General features: G+C 67.9%; 21 protein-coding genes. 12 read left to right on the top strand and 9 right to left on the bottom strand.

Translation table 11 applies throughout. From position 1 onward, the window contains the following. Nucleotides 1-81: 81 nt before the first annotated feature. Nucleotides 82-1,596, bottom strand: a complete 1,515-nt coding sequence (locus tag ACFOW8_RS14285) for an ATP-dependent DNA ligase (protein ID WP_378551075.1) — start codon at nt 1,594-1,596, stop codon at nt 82-84. 94 nt (nt 1,597-1,690) lie between these two features. Between ACFOW8_RS14285 and ramB the strand changes: the two genes are divergently transcribed. Next, nucleotides 1,691-3,097, top strand: coding sequence for an acetate metabolism transcriptional regulator RamB (ramB, locus tag ACFOW8_RS14290; protein WP_378551076.1), 1,407 nt, complete (start codon nt 1,691-1,693; stop codon nt 3,095-3,097). Nucleotides 3,098-3,141: 44 nt separating this feature from the next. After that, nucleotides 3,142-3,420 (top strand): type II toxin-antitoxin system prevent-host-death family antitoxin, encoded by a 279-nt coding sequence (locus ACFOW8_RS14295; RefSeq protein ID WP_378551077.1) that lies wholly within the window; start codon nt 3,142-3,144, stop codon nt 3,418-3,420. Nucleotides 3,421-3,459: 39 nt separating this feature from the next. Here ACFOW8_RS14295 and ACFOW8_RS14300 read toward each other — a convergent pair whose 3' ends face one another. Beyond that, the gene (locus ACFOW8_RS14300; protein WP_378551078.1) at nt 3,460-5,289 is read right to left on the bottom strand and encodes an acyl-CoA dehydrogenase; all 1,830 of its coding nucleotides are present in this window, start codon (nt 5,287-5,289) and stop codon (nt 3,460-3,462) included. 324 nt (nt 5,290-5,613) lie between these two features. Between ACFOW8_RS14300 and urtA the strand changes: the two genes are divergently transcribed. The 6 genes from urtA to ACFOW8_RS14330 all read left to right on the top strand — a co-directional run bounded on the left by urtA (nt 5,614) and on the right by ACFOW8_RS14330 (nt 11,141). Continuing rightward, nucleotides 5,614-6,864 carry an urea ABC transporter substrate-binding protein gene (gene urtA / locus ACFOW8_RS14305; RefSeq protein ID WP_378551079.1) on the top strand — a complete coding sequence of 417 codons (1,251 nt, stop codon included), beginning with the start codon at nt 5,614-5,616 and terminating at the stop codon, nt 6,862-6,864. A 70-nt stretch (nt 6,865-6,934) separates the two neighbouring features. Further along, nucleotides 6,935-7,819, top strand: coding sequence for an urea ABC transporter permease subunit UrtB (urtB, locus tag ACFOW8_RS14310; protein ID WP_378551080.1), 885 nt, complete (start codon nt 6,935-6,937; stop codon nt 7,817-7,819). Continuing rightward, nucleotides 7,816-8,943, top strand: a complete 1,128-nt coding sequence (urtC, locus tag ACFOW8_RS14315; RefSeq protein WP_378551081.1) for an urea ABC transporter permease subunit UrtC — start codon at nt 7,816-7,818, stop codon at nt 8,941-8,943. Before urtB ends, urtC begins: the two co-directional genes overlap by 4 nt. Further along, nucleotides 8,940-9,749, top strand: coding sequence for an urea ABC transporter ATP-binding protein UrtD (gene urtD, locus ACFOW8_RS14320; RefSeq protein WP_378551082.1), 810 nt, complete (start codon nt 8,940-8,942; stop codon nt 9,747-9,749). The genes urtC and urtD overlap by 4 nt, the downstream gene beginning before the upstream one ends. Then, nucleotides 9,742-10,434 (top strand): urea ABC transporter ATP-binding subunit UrtE, encoded by a 693-nt coding sequence (gene urtE / locus ACFOW8_RS14325; RefSeq protein WP_378551083.1) that lies wholly within the window; start codon nt 9,742-9,744, stop codon nt 10,432-10,434. Before urtD ends, urtE begins: the two co-directional genes overlap by 8 nt. A gap of 14 nt (nt 10,435-10,448) precedes the next feature. Next, nucleotides 10,449-11,141: a GntR family transcriptional regulator gene (locus ACFOW8_RS14330; RefSeq protein WP_378551084.1), complete on the top strand. Its 693-nt coding sequence runs from the start codon at nt 10,449-10,451 to the stop codon at nt 11,139-11,141. On the opposite strand, the gene ACFOW8_RS14335 is transcribed toward ACFOW8_RS14330, so the two are convergent. After that, nucleotides 11,142-12,029: an NERD domain-containing protein gene (locus ACFOW8_RS14335; RefSeq protein ID WP_378551085.1), complete on the bottom strand. Its 888-nt coding sequence runs from the start codon at nt 12,027-12,029 to the stop codon at nt 11,142-11,144. A gap of 160 nt (nt 12,030-12,189) precedes the next feature. Here ACFOW8_RS14335 and ACFOW8_RS14340 point away from each other — a divergent pair, with 160 nt between their 5' ends. The 3 genes from ACFOW8_RS14340 (at nt 12,190) to ACFOW8_RS14350 (ending at nt 13,590) form a co-directional block, all read left to right on the top strand. Next, nucleotides 12,190-12,735: a carboxymuconolactone decarboxylase family protein gene (locus ACFOW8_RS14340; RefSeq protein ID WP_378551086.1), complete on the top strand. Its 546-nt coding sequence runs from the start codon at nt 12,190-12,192 to the stop codon at nt 12,733-12,735. 112 nt (nt 12,736-12,847) lie between these two features. Then, complete coding sequence (locus ACFOW8_RS14345; protein WP_378551087.1) at nt 12,848-13,129, top strand: DUF1905 domain-containing protein; 282 nt, start codon at nt 12,848-12,850, stop codon at nt 13,127-13,129. Nucleotides 13,130-13,212: 83 nt separating this feature from the next. Then, on the top strand, nt 13,213-13,590 hold the full coding sequence (locus ACFOW8_RS14350; RefSeq protein WP_378551088.1) for a VOC family protein: 378 nt from the start codon (nt 13,213-13,215) through the stop codon (nt 13,588-13,590). Nucleotide 13,591: 1 nt separating this feature from the next. Here ACFOW8_RS14350 and ACFOW8_RS14355 read toward each other — a convergent pair whose 3' ends face one another. Both ACFOW8_RS14355 and ACFOW8_RS14360 read right to left on the bottom strand, forming a co-directional pair. After that, the gene (locus ACFOW8_RS14355) at nt 13,592-13,975 is read right to left on the bottom strand and encodes a DoxX family protein (RefSeq protein WP_378551089.1); all 384 of its coding nucleotides are present in this window, start codon (nt 13,973-13,975) and stop codon (nt 13,592-13,594) included. Between the two features lie 44 nt (nt 13,976-14,019). After that, the gene (locus tag ACFOW8_RS14360) at nt 14,020-14,868 is read right to left on the bottom strand and encodes an SDR family oxidoreductase (protein ID WP_378551090.1); all 849 of its coding nucleotides are present in this window, start codon (nt 14,866-14,868) and stop codon (nt 14,020-14,022) included. Between the two features lie 99 nt (nt 14,869-14,967). On the opposite strand from ACFOW8_RS14360, the gene ACFOW8_RS14365 reads away from it, so the two are divergent. Next, nucleotides 14,968-15,378 (top strand): winged helix-turn-helix transcriptional regulator, encoded by a 411-nt coding sequence (locus ACFOW8_RS14365; RefSeq protein WP_378551091.1) that lies wholly within the window; start codon nt 14,968-14,970, stop codon nt 15,376-15,378. Nucleotides 15,379-15,398: 20 nt separating this feature from the next. Here ACFOW8_RS14365 and ACFOW8_RS14370 read toward each other — a convergent pair whose 3' ends face one another. From ACFOW8_RS14370 to ACFOW8_RS14385, 4 genes are all read right to left on the bottom strand, one after another. Further along, nucleotides 15,399-16,094 (bottom strand): polysaccharide deacetylase family protein, encoded by a 696-nt coding sequence (locus ACFOW8_RS14370; protein ID WP_378551092.1) that lies wholly within the window; start codon nt 16,092-16,094, stop codon nt 15,399-15,401. A 57-nt stretch (nt 16,095-16,151) separates the two neighbouring features. After that, on the bottom strand, nt 16,152-16,433 hold the full coding sequence (locus ACFOW8_RS14375) for a type II toxin-antitoxin system RelE family toxin (RefSeq protein WP_378551093.1): 282 nt from the start codon (nt 16,431-16,433) through the stop codon (nt 16,152-16,154). Continuing rightward, entirely contained in the window at nt 16,430-16,714 is a 285-nt protein-coding gene (locus ACFOW8_RS14380) for a type II toxin-antitoxin system Phd/YefM family antitoxin (RefSeq protein WP_378551094.1), read from the bottom strand. The genes ACFOW8_RS14375 and ACFOW8_RS14380 overlap by 4 nt, the downstream gene beginning before the upstream one ends. Nucleotides 16,715-16,862: 148 nt before the next feature. Further along, a complete protein-coding gene (locus tag ACFOW8_RS14385; RefSeq protein WP_378551095.1) occupies nt 16,863-17,357 on the bottom strand; it encodes a L,D-transpeptidase in 495 nt (164 codons plus the stop codon). Between the last annotated feature and the right edge of the window lie 416 nt (nt 17,358-17,773).

A 17,773-nucleotide genomic window follows, 5' to 3' on the forward strand; every position in this document is an offset into this window, starting at 1 on the left:
GGTTTTTTCCACACGCCGAACCACCCGTGCATGCTAGCGCGCCGATGCCGCACTGCCAGGGGAATCGAAAACTGTTGTATCTCACCATCCGCCGAGCGCGCGCACGGCATCGATGGTATCGGCCTGCGCGGGCTCTTTGTCCGGCCGATACCGGACGACCCGCGCGAAACGCAGCGCGACACCGCCGGGATAGCGGGTGCTGGCCTGCACACCGTCGAGCGCGATCTCGACGACGAGCTCAGGGCGCAGGAACACCGCGTGCCCGTCGGTGCCGGTCTGGTAGCGCGGGAACTCCGCGGTCTGCCAGCGCAGCAACTCGTCGGTGAGCCCCTTGAAGGTCTTGCCGACCATCACCGGCTCGCCGGTCTCCGGGTCGAGCGCGGCCAGGTGCAGGTTCGACAGGTTTCCGGTGCGCCTGCCGTAACCCCATTCCGCACCGATCACCAGCAGGTCCAGGGTGTGGGCCGGTTTGATCTTCTGCCAGGCCCGGCCGCGTCGCCCCGCGGCGTACGGCGCGTCCAGCGACTTGACCATCACGCCCTCGTTACCGACGGCCAGCGCGTCGTCGTAGTACTCGGCGGCTGCCTCGGCATCGGGGGCGATGCGTGCGGGAATGCTGTGCTCGCCCGCCACCCGCTCGAGCGCGGACCGGCGCACGTGCAGCGGTTCGTCGAGCAGATCCGTGCCGTCCAGGTGCAGGCAGTCGAAGAAGTACGGGTGCAGCAGCAGGTCGGCGGTGTCGGCGGCGGTGGCGAAGCGACTCATCGTCTCCTGGAACGGGCGGGGCCGACCGGCATCGGTGAGCGCGAGCGTCTCGCCGTCGAGGACCACGCTGGTGCAGTCGAGCCCGGCGACCAGGCCCACCAGTTCGGGCACACCGGCGGTGATGTCGCGCAGGGTCCTGGTGAACACCCACACCTGGTCGCCGTCGCGATGCACCTGGATGCGGGCGCCGTCGAGCTTGTGTTCGACGCTCACCCGCGGTCCGAGTTCGGCCAGCGCCTCGTCGAGCGAGCCGCCGGGCGCGGCGAGCATCGGCGCGACCGGCCTGCCCACCTCGAGCCGGAACGCGGCCAGCGCCGCCTCGCCACCGGTGACCGCGGCGATCGCGGTCGCGGGCAGCCGCCCCGACAGCATGTGCGCGCGCCGCACCACGGCCACCGGAATGCCGGTGGCGGTGGCCAGCGCCTCGAGCACGACCGCGGTGAGCGCGCCCTGCCGGAGTTCGCCGGTGAGCAGCCGCAGCAGGAAGGACTGTTCGTCGGCGGTGGCCGCGGTGAACAGCTCGGTGAGCAGTTCCCGCCTGCGCAGCGTCGATCCCGCGCCGCTGAGGCCGGTGAGCTGGGTGAACACGCCGTCGACCGCGGTGACGGTGAGGCTGGGCGCCGGGCTCGGTGGGGTGTCGAGGCCGGTGACGGTGCGCCAGCCCGCCCCGATCCGGCCCTGGGTGAGCTCGCCGGAGAGCCACGCCACCACCGTCCCGATCTCCCCAGTGCCCGCGGCCGCGAGCAGTTCGGCCAGCGCGGCGATCTTCGCCTTGCGTGACCTGGTTGCCCGCACGGCCGCCGAGGCCGCGACGACATCACTGAACAGCACCCGATGACGGTAACGCGACGGTGTGACACATCGCTCACCCCACGCTGTTAATGTTCCGTTGGCAAGGCTGCGAAAACCGCCATAAGCTGGACGCATGGCCAAGACCTTTGTCGGTGCGCGGCTGCGCCAGCTGCGGACCGAACGCGGGCTGAGCCAGGTCGCCTTGGCCCAGAAACTGGAGATCTCGGCCAGCTATCTCAATCAGATCGAGCACGACGTTCGCCCGCTCACGGTGCCGGTGCTCAAGCGGATCAACGAGGTCTTCGGCGTCGACCCCGCCTTCTTCTCCGCCCACGACGACACCCGGCTCATCGCCGAGCTCCAGGAGGTCGTGATGGACGCCGAGCTGGGCATCGAGGCCGACACCCAGGAGATCGCCGACATGGTCTCGGCGCATCCGAGCATGGCCCGCGCCCTGGTGGCCATGCACAACCGGTACCGCAACACCAGCGCCCAGCTGGCCGCGGCCACCGAGGACCGGTTCGCCGACGGCTCCGGCAGCGCCGCCATCTCCAAACCGCACGAGGAAGTGCGCGACTACTTCTATCAGCGGCAGAACTACATCCACGAACTCGACACCGCGGCCGAGGACCTCACCGCCCGCATCCGGTTCCACGGCGGCGAGGTGAGCACCGAGATCGTCCGCTTGCTGCGCGCGCACGGCGTGCGTATCGCCGAACGGATCGACCTCGGCGAGGGCGTGCTGCACCACTTCGACCCCGAGACCAACCAGCTCGAGATCTCCCCGCACCTGTCCGGCGGCCAGCGCACCTTCAAACTGGCCGCCGAGCTCGCCTACCTGGAGTGCGGGCCACTGCTCGAGAAGCTGGTCGAGGAGGGCAATTTCGCCTCCGAGGCGGCCCGCAAGCTGGCCATGCTCGGCCTGGCCAACTACTTCGCCGCCGCGACGGTGCTGCCCTACAACCACTTCCACGAGGTGGCCGAGGACTTCCGCTACGACATCGAGCGGCTCTCGGCCTTCTTCTCCCAGAGCTACGAGACCATCTGCCACCGGCTCTCCACGCTGCAGCGGCCGAGCCTGCGCGGGGTGCCGTTCTCCTTCGTCCGCGTGGACCGCGCGGGCAATATGTCGAAACGCCAGTCCGCCACCGGGTTCCACTTCTCCGCCAGCGGCGGCACCTGCCCGCTGTGGAACGTCTACGAGACCTTCGCCTATCCGGGCAAGATCATGACCCAGATCGCCCAGATGCCCGACGGCCGCAAATACCTGTGGGTGGCGCGCACGGTGGAACGGCGCGCCACCCGCTACGGCCAGCCGAGCAAGACCTTCGCCATCGGCCTCGGCTGCGAACTGCGCCACGCGGGCCGCGTCGTCTACGCCGACGGCATCGACCTCGGCGAGGCCTCAGCCACCCCGATCGGCGCGGGCTGCCGCGTCTGCGTCCGCTCCAACTGCCCCCAGCGCGCCTTCCCCCCACTCGGCAAGGCCCTCGACATCAGCGAACACCGCAGCTCGGTCTCCCCCTACCTGATCAAGTAGTCGGTTACACCCGGGGTGTACGCCCTCGGGTGTACACATGATGAATGGACGATCAGCTCAGCATTCGTGAAGCCCGAGCTCAGCTTCCGGCCGTCGTCACCAGCGCGGCGAGGGACGGACACATCACCGTGATCACGCGCGCGGGCGAACCCGCCGCCGCGCTGATTCCGATGTTCATGCTCGCCAAGCTCGAGGAGTGGGAGGACGAGCAACTCGGCCGGATCGCCGATGAAGCCGTTGCCGAAGGCGGTGAACCCGCTAATCTCACCATCGGCCAGATGATGGATGAGATCCTCACCGCCGGCAGCCAGGGCACGGCGTGAAGATCTCTACGAGTAGTCGCCAGCGGTACTGGACAGCACTCAGAAGGCTTCTTCCGGGATGGACATGATGTCGTTGTCCAGGTTGGCGAGGATGTTCCTGGTCGCGGTGAGTTCGGGCAGGACGTTCCTGGCGAAGAAGGTGGCCACTGCAACCTTGCCCTGATAGAACGGGCGGTCCTTGGGCGAGGCGTCGCCGGCGAGGGCGGCGGCGGCGATATCGGCCTGCATCAGTAGCTGCCAGGCGATGAGCAGGTCGCCGACGGCCATCAGGAAGCGGACCGAGCCGAGGCCCACCTTGTACAGCTCGGTCGCGTCGGTCTGGCCCGCCATGGCGTAACCGGTGAGGGTCGCCGCCATCGCCTGGATATCGGACTGGGCGGTGCGCAGCAGGGCGCGTTCGGTGGCGAAGCGGCCGCTGTCGTTGTCCAGGTAGGCGCTGATCTGGGCGTTCACATGACCGAGCGCGGCGCCGCGATCGCGAACGATCTTGCGGAAGAAGAAGTCCTGGGCCTGGATGGCGGTGGTGCCCTCGTAGAGGGAGTCGATCTTGGCGTCGCGGATGTACTGCTCGATCGGGTAGTCCTGCAGATAGCCGGACCCGCCGAAGGTTTGCAGCGACTCGGTGAGCAGCTGGTAGGCGCGCTCGGAACCGACACCCTTGACGATCGGCAGCAGCAGATCGTCCACCCGGTGCGCGAGCTCGGGGTCGGCGCCCGACACCAGCTGGGCTACATCGTCGTTCTGGTGCGCGGCGGTGTACAGATACACCGCCCGCAGCCCTTCGGCGTAGGCCTTCTGCATGGCCAGCGACCGGCGCACGTCGGGGTGGTGGGTGATGGTCACCCGCGGTGCGGCCTTGTCGGCCATCTGGGTCAGGTCGGCGCCCTGGACGCGGGTCTTGGCGTATTCGAGCGCGTTCAGATACCCGGTGGACAGCGTGCCGGAGGACTTCACTCCGACGGTCATGCGCGCGTTCTCGATCACCTTGAACATCTGCGCGATGCCGTTGTGCACGTCGCCGACCAGCCAGCCCTTGGCGGGCACCGAGGTACCGCCGAAAGTCAGCTCGCAGGTCGGCGAGGACTTGATCCCCATCTTGTGCTCGACCCCGGTGACATAGACACCGTTGCGGTCGCCGAGCTCGAAGGTCTGCGGGTCGAAGAGGAACTTGGGCACGTAGAACAGCGAGAGGCCCTTGGTGCCGGGTCCCGCGCCTTCCGGTCGCGCGAGCACGAGGTGGAAGACGTTCTCGGCGACCTCGCCCACGTCACCGCCGGAGATGAACCGCTTCACCCCCTCGATGTGCCACGACCCGTCCGGTTGCGGTACCGCCTTGGTGCGGCCCGCGCCCACATCGGACCCGGCGTCGGGCTCGGTGAGCACCATGGTGCCCTGCCAGCCGCGCTCGAAACCGCCACGCGCCCACCGCTTCTGCTCCTCGGTACCCACCTCGTAGAGCACCGAGCCCATGACCGGGCCCATGTTGAAGAAGCTGGCGGCGGGGTTGGCGCAGACGACGAGTTCGTTGAGCGCCCACATCAGAACATTCGGCGCCGGGGTGCCGTCCATGCCCTCCGGCATGCCGAGCCGATACCAGCCGGCCTCGTGCACCGCGGCCACCGTCTTGCGCAGCGGTTCGGGCACGGTGATGTCGAAGGTCTCCGGCCGGTAGACCACCGGCTCGCGGTCGGCCGCGGCGAACGATTCCGCGATCGGCCCCTCGGCCAGCCGCTTCACCTCGTCGAGGATCTGGCGCACGGTATCGGAGTCCAGGTCGCCGTAGGCGCCGGTGTCGAGGAGCTTGTCGAGCCCGAGCACCTCGAACAGATTGAATTCGATGTCACGCACGTTGGCCTTGTAGTGCCCCACTGGGCTCCTCCTCGACTGACCCCGCGCGGCCCGAGTGCCGCGCGATTCCGGCTGTTCGACGTCGTACGAAACCGAAGCGTGCCGCACCGGATCACCCCTACGCAACCGTAGCCACGCCGAACTCGGGAGCCGTCTCGCGATGAACAATTCACACGGATGAAACAGCCGAAACGGGCATGTGACCAACAGATATTTCGGGGCAACATCGGCCACCTACTGTTCGCCTGACGAATACAGCCGCTGTATACAACCCGGTGTACACGCGGCGGTATTCGTTGTGGCGCGTATGGCGCCGCCGTACCACCTGATGAGGAGAACCGCCCTATGTCTGATTCCCGTTTGGTCAAGGCGCTCGCCGTGCCTGCCGCGGTGGCCGTCGCAGGCCTGTTGCTCACCGCGTGCGGTGCCCGCGACGACGCGTCGTCCGGTTCGACCGCCGCGTCCTGCGTCGACACCACCTCGGACACGATCAAGGTCGGCTCGCTACACTCGCTCTCCGGCACCATGGCGATTTCCGAAGTCACCGTTGCCAACTCGACCAAGCTGGCGATCGACCAGATCAACGCCGCGGGCGGTGTGCTCGGCAAGCAGATCGAGATCGTCCTCGAAGACGGCGCGTCCGACCCGAAGACCTTCGCCGAGAAGGCCGAGAAGCTGATCAGCTCCGACTGTGTCGCCGCGGTCTTCGGCGGCTGGACCTCGTCGAGCCGTAAGGCCATGAAGCCCAAGTTCGAGAGCCTGAACTCGCTGCTCTACTACCCCGTGCAGTACGAGGGCCTGGAAGACAGCAAGAACATCTTCTACACCGGCGCCACCACCAACCAGCAGATCGTGCCCGCGCTGGACTACCTCAAGGAAAAGGGCGTCAAGTCCCTGTACCTGGTCGGCTCCGACTATGTCTTCCCGCAGACCGCCAACCGCGTGATCAAGGCATACGCCGAGGCCAACGGCATCGAGATCAAGGGCGAGGACTACACCCCGCTCGGCTCCACCGACTTCTCCACCATCGTCAACAAGGTGCGCTCCGCCGACGCCGACGCGGTGTTCAACACCCTCAACGGTGACTCCAACGTCGCCTTCTTCCGCGAGTACACCAACGCGGGCCTGAAGGCCGCCGACATGCCGGTCGTCTCGGTGTCGATCGCCGAGGAAGAGGTCGCCGGCATCGGCGCGCAGAACATCGCGGGCCAGGTCACCGCCTGGAACTACTACCAGACCGTCGACAGCCCGGCGAACAAGAAGTTCGTCGCCGACTACAAGGCCGCGTTCGGCGCCGACAAGCCCACCTCCGACCCGATGGAGGCCGCCTACGCCTCGGTCTACCTGTGGAAGAACACCGTGGAGAAGGCGGACTCGTTCGCGGTGGCCGACATCCAGGCCGCGGCCGACGGCGTGAGCTTCGACGCGCCGGAGGGCACCGTCACCATCGACGGCTCCAACCACCACATCAGCAAGACCGCCCGCATCGGTGAGATCCGCGAAGACGGCCTGATCTACACCGTCTGGGATTCCGGCGATGCCATCACCCCCGACCCGTACCTCGAGTCCTACGACTGGGCCAAGGGCCTGAAGTAAGCCGCCCGACCGGTGTGGGACGCGCTGTCTGCGCGTCCCACACCGCCCCAGTTCCAAGGAGTCCACTGCAATGGACGTGTTGATCGGCCAGCTCTTCACCGGGTTGAGCCTGGGATCGATTCTGCTGCTCGCCGCGCTCGGCCTCGCCCTGACCTTCGGTCAGATGGGCGTCATCAATATGGCGCACGGTGAGTTCATCATGGCCGGCTGCTACACCACCTACGTTGTGCAGCAGGTGTTCTCGTCGGCGGGTGTCTCGCTGCTGGTTTCACTGCTGCTCGGCTTCCTGGTCGGCGGCCTGCTCGGCGCCGCGCTGGAAATGGGCCTGATCCGGTACATGTACGACCGGCCGCTGGACACGCTGCTGGTCACCTTCGGTGTCGGCTTGGTGCTGCAGCAGGCCGCGCGCGACATCTTCGGCGCGCCGGCCAAGAACGTGCTCGTCCCCGAATGGCTCAGCGGCGGCATCACCATCGCGGGCGCGGTGGTCCCCAAGACCCGCATCTTCATCCTGGTGCTGGCGATCGTCGCGGTGACCGCGCTGGCCGCCGTACTCAAGACCACCCCGATGGGCAGGCGGATCCGGGCCGTCGTGCAGAACCGTGGACTGGCCGAAACCTCCGGTATCTCTTCCCGTTTCACCGATATCAGCACTTTCTTCATCGGGTCCGGCCTGGCCGGTGTCGCCGGTGTGGCGCTCACCCTGATCGGCTCGACCAGTCCCACCATCGGCCAGAGCTACCTGATCGACGCGTTCCTCGTCGTCGTGATCGGCGGGCTCGGTCAGATCAAGGGCACGGTGATCGCGGCGTTCGCGCTCGGGTTGCTGAACTCGTTCATCGAATACTCGACCACCGCCTCCATCGCGAAGGTGATCGTGTTCGTGCTGATCGTCATCTTCCTGCAGGTCCGCCCCCAGGGCCTGTTCACCGTGCGGACAAGGAGTTTGGCATGACGACCGCACTGACCGAACGTCTTCGGGACTACCCGCGGGCTACGCCGCTGCTCGGATTCGGCCTCGCCGCGATCCTGCTCTTCGGTGTCGCCCCCGCGGTGCTCAGCGACTTCCGCCTGAACCTGCTCGCCAAGTTCCTGTGCTTCGCCATCGTCGCGGCGGGCATCGGGCTGGCCTGGGGCCGTGGCGGCATGCTCACCCTCGGCCAGGGCGTGTTCTTCGGCATCGGCGCCTACATCATGGCCATGCACATGCAGCTCGCCGACGCGGCCCGCCTCGGCAACGACGTCCCCGAGTTCATGGAGATCGCGGGCATCCGCGAACTGCCCGGCTTCTGGCAGCCGTTCAGCTCGGCGCCGGTAGCCATCATCGCCATCCTGGTGCTGCCCGGCCTGATCGCCGCGATCCTCGGCTTCGGCGTGTTCAAGCGCCGGGTGCGCGGCGCGTACTTCGCCATCCTCAGTCAGGCACTGGCCGCGGCGCTGGCGATCCTGCTCACCGGCCAGCAGGCCATCGGCGGCTTCACCGGCCTGTCGGACTTCCGCGCCTTCTTCGGGTTCACCCTGTCGGACCCGGTCAACCGGCAGATGCTGTTCTTCATCGCGGCGGGCACGCTGCTCGCGGTGGTGGCGCTGATCCGTCAGCTCAACAACAGCCGCTACGGCGAACTGCTCGTCGCGGTGCGCGACGCCGAGGAGCGCGTGCGGTTCCTCGGCTACGACCCGGCCAACATCAAGATCGTGGCGTATGTGGTCGCGGCGTTCCTGGCGGGCATCGCTGGTGCGCTGTTCACTCCGATCGTCGGGATCATCTCGCCGGCCGACATCGGGATCGTCCCGTCCATCGCGTTCCTGATCGGCGTCGCCATCGGCGGCCGCACCACGCTGCTCGGCCCGGTACTGGGCGCGATCGGCGTCGCGTGGGCGCAGACCTCACTGTCGGAATCGTTCCCTTCGGGCTGGACGTATCTGCAGGGCGTGCTGTTCATCGTCGTCGTCGGATTCATCCCCGCGGGCCTGGCCGGGCTGTGGCCGCTGCTCAAGGGCTGGCTCGACAGCCGGAAACCGGCGCCGCCGCCGGCCGAACCCGCCGTCGGCACCGAGGAGAAGGTGGAAGCGCGATGAGCAACGAACCCAAAGCGGGCGGCAATGCCGGCATGGACAGCGAGTACCTCGAAATCCGTGGTCTCTCGGTCAGTTTCGACGGATTCAAGGCCGTCACCGACGTCGACCTCACGGTGCTGCAAGGCGACCTGCGGTTCCTGATCGGCCCCAACGGCGCAGGCAAGACCACCCTCATCGACGCCATCACCGGTCTGGTGCCTGCTACCGGCTCGGCCCAGAAGACCGGCAACGAGCTGATCGGCAAGAAGGTGCACCAGATCGCCCGGCTCGGCGTCGGCCGCACCTTCCAGACCGCGAGCGTGTTCGAGCAGCTGAGCGTGCTGCAGAATCTCGACATCGCGGCAGGCGCCGGCCGGTCGGCGCTGACACTGCTGCGCAAGCGCAAGTCGGTACTGCCCGCCATCGAAGAGGCGTTGGAGACAACGGGTCTCACCGCGCTGCGGGACCAGCCCGCCGGGGTGCTCGCGCACGGCCAGAAGCAGTGGCTCGAGATCGGCATGCTGCTGGTGCAGAACGCCTCGGTGCTGCTGCTCGACGAGCCGGTCGCCGGGATGAGCGCCGAGGAGCGCGAGGAGACCGGAAACCTGTTGCGCCGCATCGGTAGTGACCGCGTCGTCGTGGTGGTGGAACACGACATGGACTTCATGCGTTCCTTCGCCACCTCGGTGACGGTGCTCGCGGGCGGCAAGGTGCTCAGCGAGGGCAGTGTCGAGCAGGTCCAGGCCGACCCGAAGGTGCAGGAGGTCTATCTCGGCACCGCGGCACTGGCCGAGGACACGACGGACAAGGAATCGGCCGATGCTTGAACTACACGACATCCACTCCGGCTACGGGCGCACCGAGGTGATCCACGGGGTCAGCCTCACCGTGCCCGACGACAGCGTGGTCGCCATCATGGGCCACAACGGCGCGGGCAAGACCACCCTGCTGCGCACCGCGGTCGGTCTGCTGCCGACCAAGTCGGGCACGATCACCTTCGACGGCGAGAAGATCACCAAGCTGTCGCCGTCGCAGCGGGTCAAGCGCGGTATCGCCTATGTTCCGCAGGGGCAGCAGAGCTTTCCACAGCTCACCACCGCCGAGAACCTACAGGTGGTCGCCGACGGGCGTAAACGCGGCAAGGCGCTGATCGAGGAATCGCTCACGCTGTTCCCCGCGCTGCGGGAACTGCTCACCCGCAAGGCCGGGTTGCTCTCCGGCGGCCAGCGTCAGCAGCTGGCCATCGCGCGCGCCCTGATCACCGAGCCCAAGCTGCTGATCCTGGACGAGCCGACCGAGGGCATCCAGCCGTCGGTGGTGGCCGAGATCGAGCGCACCATCATCGAGTTGACCCAGCGCGGTGGGCTCAGCGTGCTGCTGGTCGAGCAGCACATCGGCTTCGCCCTGCAGGCGGCAGGCCACTACTACGTGCTGCATTCGGGGCATCTCGGCTCCACCGGCGCCGGCGGGGCAGGCGCGGAGGCCGCGGTCCGCGCCGCGATGGCGATCTGAACGCAGGCACGCGGATGCCACGCAGGGGGCGGGTGTCGCTGGCCGAACGCGTCTACGAGGCGCTCCGTGAGGACCTGGCCACCGGCGCGCTGCCGTCGGCCGAACGGCTGCGCGCCGAACGGCTGGCCAAGCGCTACGGCGTCTCGCGCACTCCGGTGCGCGAGGCGCTGGCCCGGTTACAGGCCGACGGGCTGATTCAGCGGCACGCCGACGGGCTCTATCTCTACCGGCCGCGGCTGGCCGAACTCGACGAGCTGTTCGAATTGCGGATCGTGCTGGAAGCGCGGGGGTTCCAGCGGGTGAGCGGCGGTTCGGCCGGCCACGACCTGCATGCCGTCGGCACCGAGCTGGCGCACTGGCTCGACTACCGCGACACTCCACCGGAACCGGGGACCGCGCTGGTCGCCGCCGATGAGCGGTTCCACATCGAACTGCTCCGCTCCGCGGGAAACTCGGCGCTGGCCGAGGCACTGGCGGCGTTGCATGTGCGGGTGCGCCCGGTCCGCACGATGGACATGCCGACCGCCGACCGGATCGCCGCCATGACCGCCGATCACATCACCATCGCCGAGCAGGTACTCGCCGGGGAGCCGGAGCTGGCACTGCGCTCGCTCACCGCCCACATCGCGACCTCGCGCGCGCACGTGCGGGTGCGCGCGGAACAGGCCATCGCGTTCACCAAACTCGGTCGCGCCGTGCGGGATTGATCAGCAGGTCGGCTCGAACGGGAAGCACTCGGGCCGTGGCTGCGTGCCGGGGACGGCGACCGAGGTGGTGGTCGTTGTCGTCGTCGTGGTCGACCGCTGGCCCGGCGAATCCTGGAGCAGGGCATGGCCGACGACGAGGAACACCACGAACACACCGAGCAGGGCGGCGGCGAAGACGATCGGGCCGACCAGCCTGTCGCGGCGCGACGGCGCGACAGGCGGCGGCGCCGCGACCGGTGCGGTGAACTTGCGCGGCGGCGGCGGAATCGGGGCCTGCGCGGGGCGGTTGGTGTCGAACCCGTCGTCGGCCAGTTCGGCCTTCGACGGCGTCAGCTGGGCGACACCGAGCGCGGTGCAGGCGTTGCGCACCCGGTCCACGGTCCACTCGCGGCGGCCCGCGGCGAAACCCTCCAGGTAGACCCGCAGCTCGTGCGCGTCGATGGTGTTGGCGATCAGCACGTCGAGACCGGGGCGCAGCGCGGTGCGCGCCGGGCGAACCACCACCCCCCGATACGGCACGAGCACCACCGCGCCCGCGATGTGCCCGCCGTCCTGCAGCGCCTGTTCCAGCGCCACCCGCACCGCGTGCACGCCGTGCTCGACCTGGTCGGTGAGCCCGGCGGACTGCTCGGTGTCCAGTTCCAGCGGGTTGTCGCTGATCGTCCACGCGCCGGCCGACACTGCGAGCAGTCCGCTCTGCCGCCGCCGGAACCCCTTCACCTCGATGACCGTGATCCCGCGCGGCGTCATGATCACCGCGCCGAGCCTGCGATCGCCCACCCGGCAATCCACCAGCGCGAGCCCGGTGCTCGGATACGCGCGCAGGCACTCGACGAACTCGCGCTCGGCGCCGCTGAGCTCCGGCCCCGGCCTGATCCGAACCAGCATGTGCTTGTGTTCCCCTACCAGTGCTGCGTCCTCGCACCGCCGCCGCGGTGCCCCCCGATCATGACGCGCGAGCGGTGCGAAAACCACTGGAAACCAAGAAAACCGGCACGACTACCGCAGTCCGCTCCCAAATTCGATACCGCCGAGTACGCTCCGACGCATGGAGTCCGCCGTCCGACCACGCATTTCGCCAGGGCGCTTCGGGGAGCTCGGGCCGATCAACTGGGTCGTCTGGCAGGTGCTCTCCCGCGCCTCCGGCACCGACGACGCGCACCTTTTCAGCACACTCGGCCGCACCGGTGGGCTGTTCCGGGGCTGGCTGCATTTCTCCGGCAAGCTCATGCCCGGCGGGCGGCTGCCGCGCGCCGAGGCCGAGCTGGTGATCCTGCGCGTCGCGCACCTGCGCGACTGCGCCTACGAGACCGACCACCACCGCCGCCTGGGCCGCAAGGCTGGACTCACCGGGGTGGAGATCGATCGGGTCGGCGCAGGCCCCGAAGCCGAGGGCTGGACGCCACGGCAGCGCGCGCTGCTCACCGTCACCGACCAGCTGGTGCGCACCCGCGATGTCGACGACGCCGCCTGGGCCGAACTCGCCGCACACTACGACGAGCGTCGCCTCATCGAGATCGTGCTGCTGATCAACCAGTACGAGGGCCTGGCCGCCACCATCACCACTCTGCGCATCGACCGCGACACTTTCTAGCGCCGATCCTGGTGGGCCTCGGGGCGGCGCCATCAGGCACAGCACCGATGAGATCGCTCGGGTGCTGTCGTCTTACCTGGTAAGAGCCAGAACTCGAGACAGGTGGCACACCATGCTGGACAAACAGTTCACCGCGACTTTGCAGAAGAGCCAGGAGAAAGGCGGCTGGACCTATGTCGTCTGGCCGGAGTCGGCGGAGTTCTTCGGTACTCGCGGGCTGGTCAAGGTGCGGGGCACGATCGATGGCTATCCGTTCCGGAGTTCCTTCATGGCGCTCGGCGACGGTACCCACAAACTTCCGGTGAAGGCCGACATCCGCGCGGCCATCGGCAAGCAGGAGGGCGACACGGTGACCGTCCATCTGGCGGAGCGAGTGACAGACCAAGAGCAGTGACGTAGGTCATAGAGCGGAACCGGCGGTCTCTCGGCATCGTTTCAAGCGTACAAAGTACGGAGTAACCGCACCCAGGAGTCCGCATGCAGATCACCGCTTCCGCCATCTCGCTCAATGTCGCCGACCCGAAGGCGTCGGCGCGGTTCCTGATCGACCATCTCGGATTCACCGAGCAGATGGCCGCCGACGGTTTCGTCTCACTCGCCCGGCCGGATGCCGGGATGAATGTCATCTACCTGCGTACCGGGCTCGGCACGTTCAAGCCGACCCGGATCGCGGGCAGCGCGGGAGACGGCACGCTGGTGGTGTTCACCGTCGACGACATCGACACCGAGTACGAGCGCCTGCGCGGCGAAGGGGTCCCGATCGAGACCGCGATCGAGACCGAGGAATGGGGCGAGCGCTACTTCCAGCTGACCGACCCCAACGGGATCGTCATCCAGCTCGTGCAGTGGGTGTGAGCTACCGGCGCGCGACCCGCAGTGCGCCGAGCACCAGCGGGATCTGCAGCGGCAGGCGCGCCAGCACCCCGGCCTTGAACAGGCCGGACGCCTTCGGATTGCCGACCACGTCGACGGCCATCTGGACGTTCGCCGGGAACACCCCGACGAACAGCCCGGCGGCCAGCCACCCGCCGAGGCGGCGCGTCCGCGGCACCGCAAGGGCCGTCGCCACCCCGAGCTCGGCGACCCCGGACCCGTAGGTGTAGGTCCGCGGGTTGCCGGGCAGCTTCGGTGGCACGATGCCGTCGAAGAGCTTGGGCGCGACGAAATGCAGAATGCCCACCACGAACAGCAGCCCACTCAGGTAGACGTGCACGGGTCGGCGGGGAGTATCGGAAGCCACACCCGAACTCTGCCACACCAGCTCCCCATCGGCCCACCCCCGTTTCAGCCGAGCATCGCCCGGAACGCCGCCACCGGCGGGGTGACCGGACGCCCGATGAGCGCGGCCAGTTCGCCGGTACGGATTTCGAGCAGCCCGGCGCCGATCCCGGTGTCCGCATCGGCCAGGGCCGCGGCCACCGACTCCGGCAGCCCGGCCTCGCCGAGGACCGCCGCGTAGTCGGTCTCGGCCAGGTTCTCGTAGCGCACCGGCCTGCCCGCGACCTCGGCGATCACGGCCGCGATCTCGGCACCGGTCAAGGCATCGTCACCACCGAGCTCGTAGGTCCGGCCCGCATGACCATCGGTGGTGAGTACCGCGGCGGCAGCGGCGGCATAGTCGGCGCGTGGCGCGCCGGAAACCCGGCCCGCACCCGAGGCGCCGGCGAGCACGCCGGTCCGCGCGGCGTGCGCGGCACCCGCCGCGTAGTTCTCCCAGTACCAGCTGTTGCGCAGTAGCACGGTGGGCACGGCCGCGGTGGCGAGCACCTCTTCGGTGCCGCGGTGTTCCCGCGCGAGGATCATCGGATTCCTGGTCGCGGCCGGAATGCTGGTGTACGCGAGCAGATCGACGCCGGCGCGCTCGGCCGCCCGGACGACGTTGGTGTGCTGGGCGACCCGCGAGCCGAACTCGTTACCCGAGACCAGCAGGAGCCGCTCGACGCCGGTCAGCGCGGCGTCGAGCGCGGCCGGGTCGTCGTAGGAGGCCTGCCGGACCACCGCACCACGATCGGCGAGGTCGGCGACCTTGGCCGGGTCACGCACGATCGCGACGGGCCGCTCGCCCGCCGTCAGCAGGGCCTCGACAACGAGCCTACCCAGCTGTCCACTCGCTCCGGTCACCGCGACAGTCATCTTCTACCTCCAAGAGTACGTACGATCCGCCATGCACTAACAAATAGTTAGCACTATTCATTCCGCAGGCACTCTAGTCAAGAGCGGTACGATCAGGCGATGAGCACGCAGCGACCACCCTCGGCGGCGGGAGGCCCGACGCTGGAAGCCGACGTCTTCGCGCGCAACTGTGGCTCACGACCCGTGCTGCAGAATGTCGCCAGCCGCTGGGGCGTGCTCGCCCTGGTCGCGCTGCGCGAGGGGCCGTATCGGTTCGGCGCGCTACGCAGGCGCGTCGACGGCGTCAGCGAACGGATGCTGTCGCAGACCCTGCAGACGCTCGAACGCGACGGCATGGTTCATCGCGAGGTCCTCGAGGCCATTCCACCGCGCGTGGAATACACCCTGACCGAACTGGGCGCGCAAGTGGCCGACCGGCTGGAAGCGCTGATCGAGGTGCTGGAAACCAATATCGACACCGTCCGCGCGGCACAGGCGAACTACCACCGTGCCACCACACCCGGCGGCTGACCCGCGCACGGCCCGGCGAGTTACCGCCGCATCAGGTCGGAGACGGTGGTGAAGCGATAGCCCTCGGCACGTAGCCCCTCGACGATCTCGGGAAGCGCCGCGAGAGACTCACCGCGGTGCATGACGTGTAGCAGCACGATCGAGCCGGGGCGGGTGCCCGCCATCGTGTCGGCGACAATGGCAGCCCTGGTGGCACCACCGGCGGAGTCGGACTCGACGTCCCAGGTCACCGTGGTGCGGTCGTGCTCGGACAGGTAGCGCGGCAACGACCACAACTTCTTGCCGTACGGGGGACGGAAGGTGATCGGACCTCGGTAGCCGGTGCGGCGGATCTCCGCGTCGGTCGGTTCCACCTCGTCGCGCGCGGTCTCGCCGGAGATGAACACCATGCGCCGATGATGGTAGGAGTGGTTGCCGATCTCGTGCCCCGCGGCCGCGATGGCCGCACCGTACTCGGGGTTGGCGGCCAGATTGTCACCGATCAGATAGAAGGTGGCGGTGACCTCCAGGTCGGCGAGCGTCCGCAACACCTCGGGAGTGCGATCGGTGGGGCCGTCGTCGAAGGTGAGCGCGACGACCTTCTCGGTCGTCTCCACCCGGTCGACCAATCGGCCCGCCAGCTGATAGGTCCGCGAATTCATCAGGACATACAGCCCGGCCGCCACCGCCACGACCACCGTGAGGGCGACGGCCCCGCCGATCAACCACTTACGCACACGCCGAGTTCTACACGATCACCTGGGTGATGTCGCCACGGAAGGCCATGCCACCGTTCAGGAACGATAGACGTCGCGCCGGTGGCGGACCGAGTGTATTTCGACTGCGTGCTTGTCTTCGTTGATGCGGTACACGATCCGGTACGTGCCCCGCCTCGCGGAATAGAATCCATCGAATGGTTCGTTCAGGGGCTTGCCCACACGACGAGGATTCGCGGCGATCGGCCCCCTGATGGTCTCCAGCGCGGCAAACGCGACATCCGAAGGCAGGTGTTCCCGGATGTTACGGCGCGCTTGGGCCGACAGCACCACAGCGTAGGGCTCGGCAGGTCGGGTCATGCGACACCGCGATGGTGCCGCTCCAGCTCAGCGAGGACCTCATCGGCATCGAACGTCTCGCCCGCAGCGAAGTCCTCGGCAGATTTCCGCAGGTCAGACATCGTTTCCTTGTCGCTAAGGACCTCCAAGGTCTCTTGCATCGACTCATACTCGGCGACAGAAATCAGCATCACGTCAGCACGGCCGTTGCGGGTGATCGTGAAGTGATCGTGCTCGCGAGCCACCCGATCAGCGAGTTCAGCGATGCGCGTCTTGGCTTCGGTGATGGGGATGATCTCCATGCAGCCAGGATACCGTTCGGTCATAATTATGACCAGCACTCCGACCATAGCTTTCGCAGCACCGTGGGTACGTGGCCGACGGACCGCCGTCCGGGGTGAGGGCGACGGCCCCGCCGATCAACCACCTACCCTGCGCACACGCCGAGTTCTACACGATCACCTGGGTGATGTCGCCCGGGTTGAGGTAGTCGAAGAAGCGGTGCGCACCGTCCTCGGTCATCCGGACGCAGCCGTGCGACTTGGAATCCACCGGGCCGACGTGGAAAGCCATGTCGCCGTTGAAGAAGGTGGCCCAGCGCATCGGCGCGTTGTGCATCGTGCTCCAGTGGAATTCCCGCTTGAAGGAAATACGGGTGACCGCGGGCGGGGTTTCGTACCCCGGCATGCCGTGCGAGATCGGCGTCGGACCGAAGACGACGCGGCCGTTGTCGACCAGCCACGCCTCGTTCGTCGACAGCCGCATGCAAGCCCGCGCCTCGACCACCGGACACGGCGACGGTGTCGCGATGATCGAGCTGACACCGGGAATATCGGGACCACCGGGGAAAAGAGGTTCGGCCACCGCCGGTGCCATGGTGCCGAATCCGGCCACCGCGACCAGCGCCGCCGCCCGTGCGGCCCAACCGAGAATGCGCTTGCTCATCGAGTCAGTTACCTCCCTGTCCGCCGCCCCACGGAACCACCGGGACGAGGGACTGTCTCATGGAACACAAACATGTCGAACACGAGCCAGGAACTTCACCTTGAGGTGCCAACGCATCATCTGTCACACAAACGCAATTCACCAAATCAACGCGAGCAATTTGGCCGAAAAGAAACAACAGAAAATAGCCCCGAGCCCGGCATACGAGAAAACCGCAGCTCACCACCCAACCCAGCCCCACACGAGACCCGACCCGAGGAGGGTCCACCGCGCAGCGGCGACACGAGCGCGCCAGCACTCCAATAGGCACCGCAGCCTCACCACCCAACCCAGCCCCCACGACCCGACCCCGAGGAGGGTCACGCCGACGAAGTCGGCGGTCGCGGCCCGTCCCGTCGATCAGGCGCCGTTTCGCA

It is taken from the genome of Nocardia rhizosphaerae (assembly GCF_042650365.1).
GTDB lineage: Bacteria > Actinomycetota > Actinomycetes > Mycobacteriales > Mycobacteriaceae > Nocardia > Nocardia rhizosphaerae.

Bases quoted from the DNA above. Each gene is read 5' to 3' on its own strand.
- ramB (WP_378551076.1), top strand. From the start codon at position 1,691: ATGGCCAAGACCTTTGTCGGTGCGCGGCTGCGCCAGCTGCGGACCGAA.
- ACFOW8_RS14295 (WP_378551077.1), top strand. From the start codon at position 3,142: ATGGACGATCAGCTCAGCATTCGTGAAGCCCGAGCTCAGCTTCCGGCC.
- urtA (WP_378551079.1), top strand. From the start codon at position 5,614: ATGTCTGATTCCCGTTTGGTCAAGGCGCTCGCCGTGCCTGCCGCGGTG.
- urtB (WP_378551080.1), top strand. From the start codon at position 6,935: ATGGACGTGTTGATCGGCCAGCTCTTCACCGGGTTGAGCCTGGGATCG.
- urtC (WP_378551081.1), top strand. From the start codon at position 7,816: ATGACGACCGCACTGACCGAACGTCTTCGGGACTACCCGCGGGCTACG.
- urtD (WP_378551082.1), top strand. From the start codon at position 8,940: ATGAGCAACGAACCCAAAGCGGGCGGCAATGCCGGCATGGACAGCGAG.
- urtE (WP_378551083.1), top strand. From the start codon at position 9,742: ATGCTTGAACTACACGACATCCACTCCGGCTACGGGCGCACCGAGGTG.
- ACFOW8_RS14330 (WP_378551084.1), top strand. From the start codon at position 10,449: ATGCCACGCAGGGGGCGGGTGTCGCTGGCCGAACGCGTCTACGAGGCG.
- ACFOW8_RS14335 (WP_378551085.1), bottom strand. From the start codon at position 12,029: ATGCTGGTTCGGATCAGGCCGGGGCCGGAGCTCAGCGGCGCCGAGCGC.
- ACFOW8_RS14340 (WP_378551086.1), top strand. From the start codon at position 12,190: ATGGAGTCCGCCGTCCGACCACGCATTTCGCCAGGGCGCTTCGGGGAG.
- ACFOW8_RS14345 (WP_378551087.1), top strand. From the start codon at position 12,848: ATGCTGGACAAACAGTTCACCGCGACTTTGCAGAAGAGCCAGGAGAAA.
- ACFOW8_RS14350 (WP_378551088.1), top strand. From the start codon at position 13,213: ATGCAGATCACCGCTTCCGCCATCTCGCTCAATGTCGCCGACCCGAAG.
- ACFOW8_RS14360 (WP_378551090.1), bottom strand. From the start codon at position 14,868: ATGACTGTCGCGGTGACCGGAGCGAGTGGACAGCTGGGTAGGCTCGTT.
- ACFOW8_RS14365 (WP_378551091.1), top strand. From the start codon at position 14,968: ATGAGCACGCAGCGACCACCCTCGGCGGCGGGAGGCCCGACGCTGGAA.
- ACFOW8_RS14375 (WP_378551093.1), bottom strand. From the start codon at position 16,433: ATGACCCGACCTGCCGAGCCCTACGCTGTGGTGCTGTCGGCCCAAGCG.
- ACFOW8_RS14380 (WP_378551094.1), bottom strand. From the start codon at position 16,714: ATGGAGATCATCCCCATCACCGAAGCCAAGACGCGCATCGCTGAACTC.
- ACFOW8_RS14385 (WP_378551095.1), bottom strand. From the start codon at position 17,357: ATGAGCAAGCGCATTCTCGGTTGGGCCGCACGGGCGGCGGCGCTGGTC.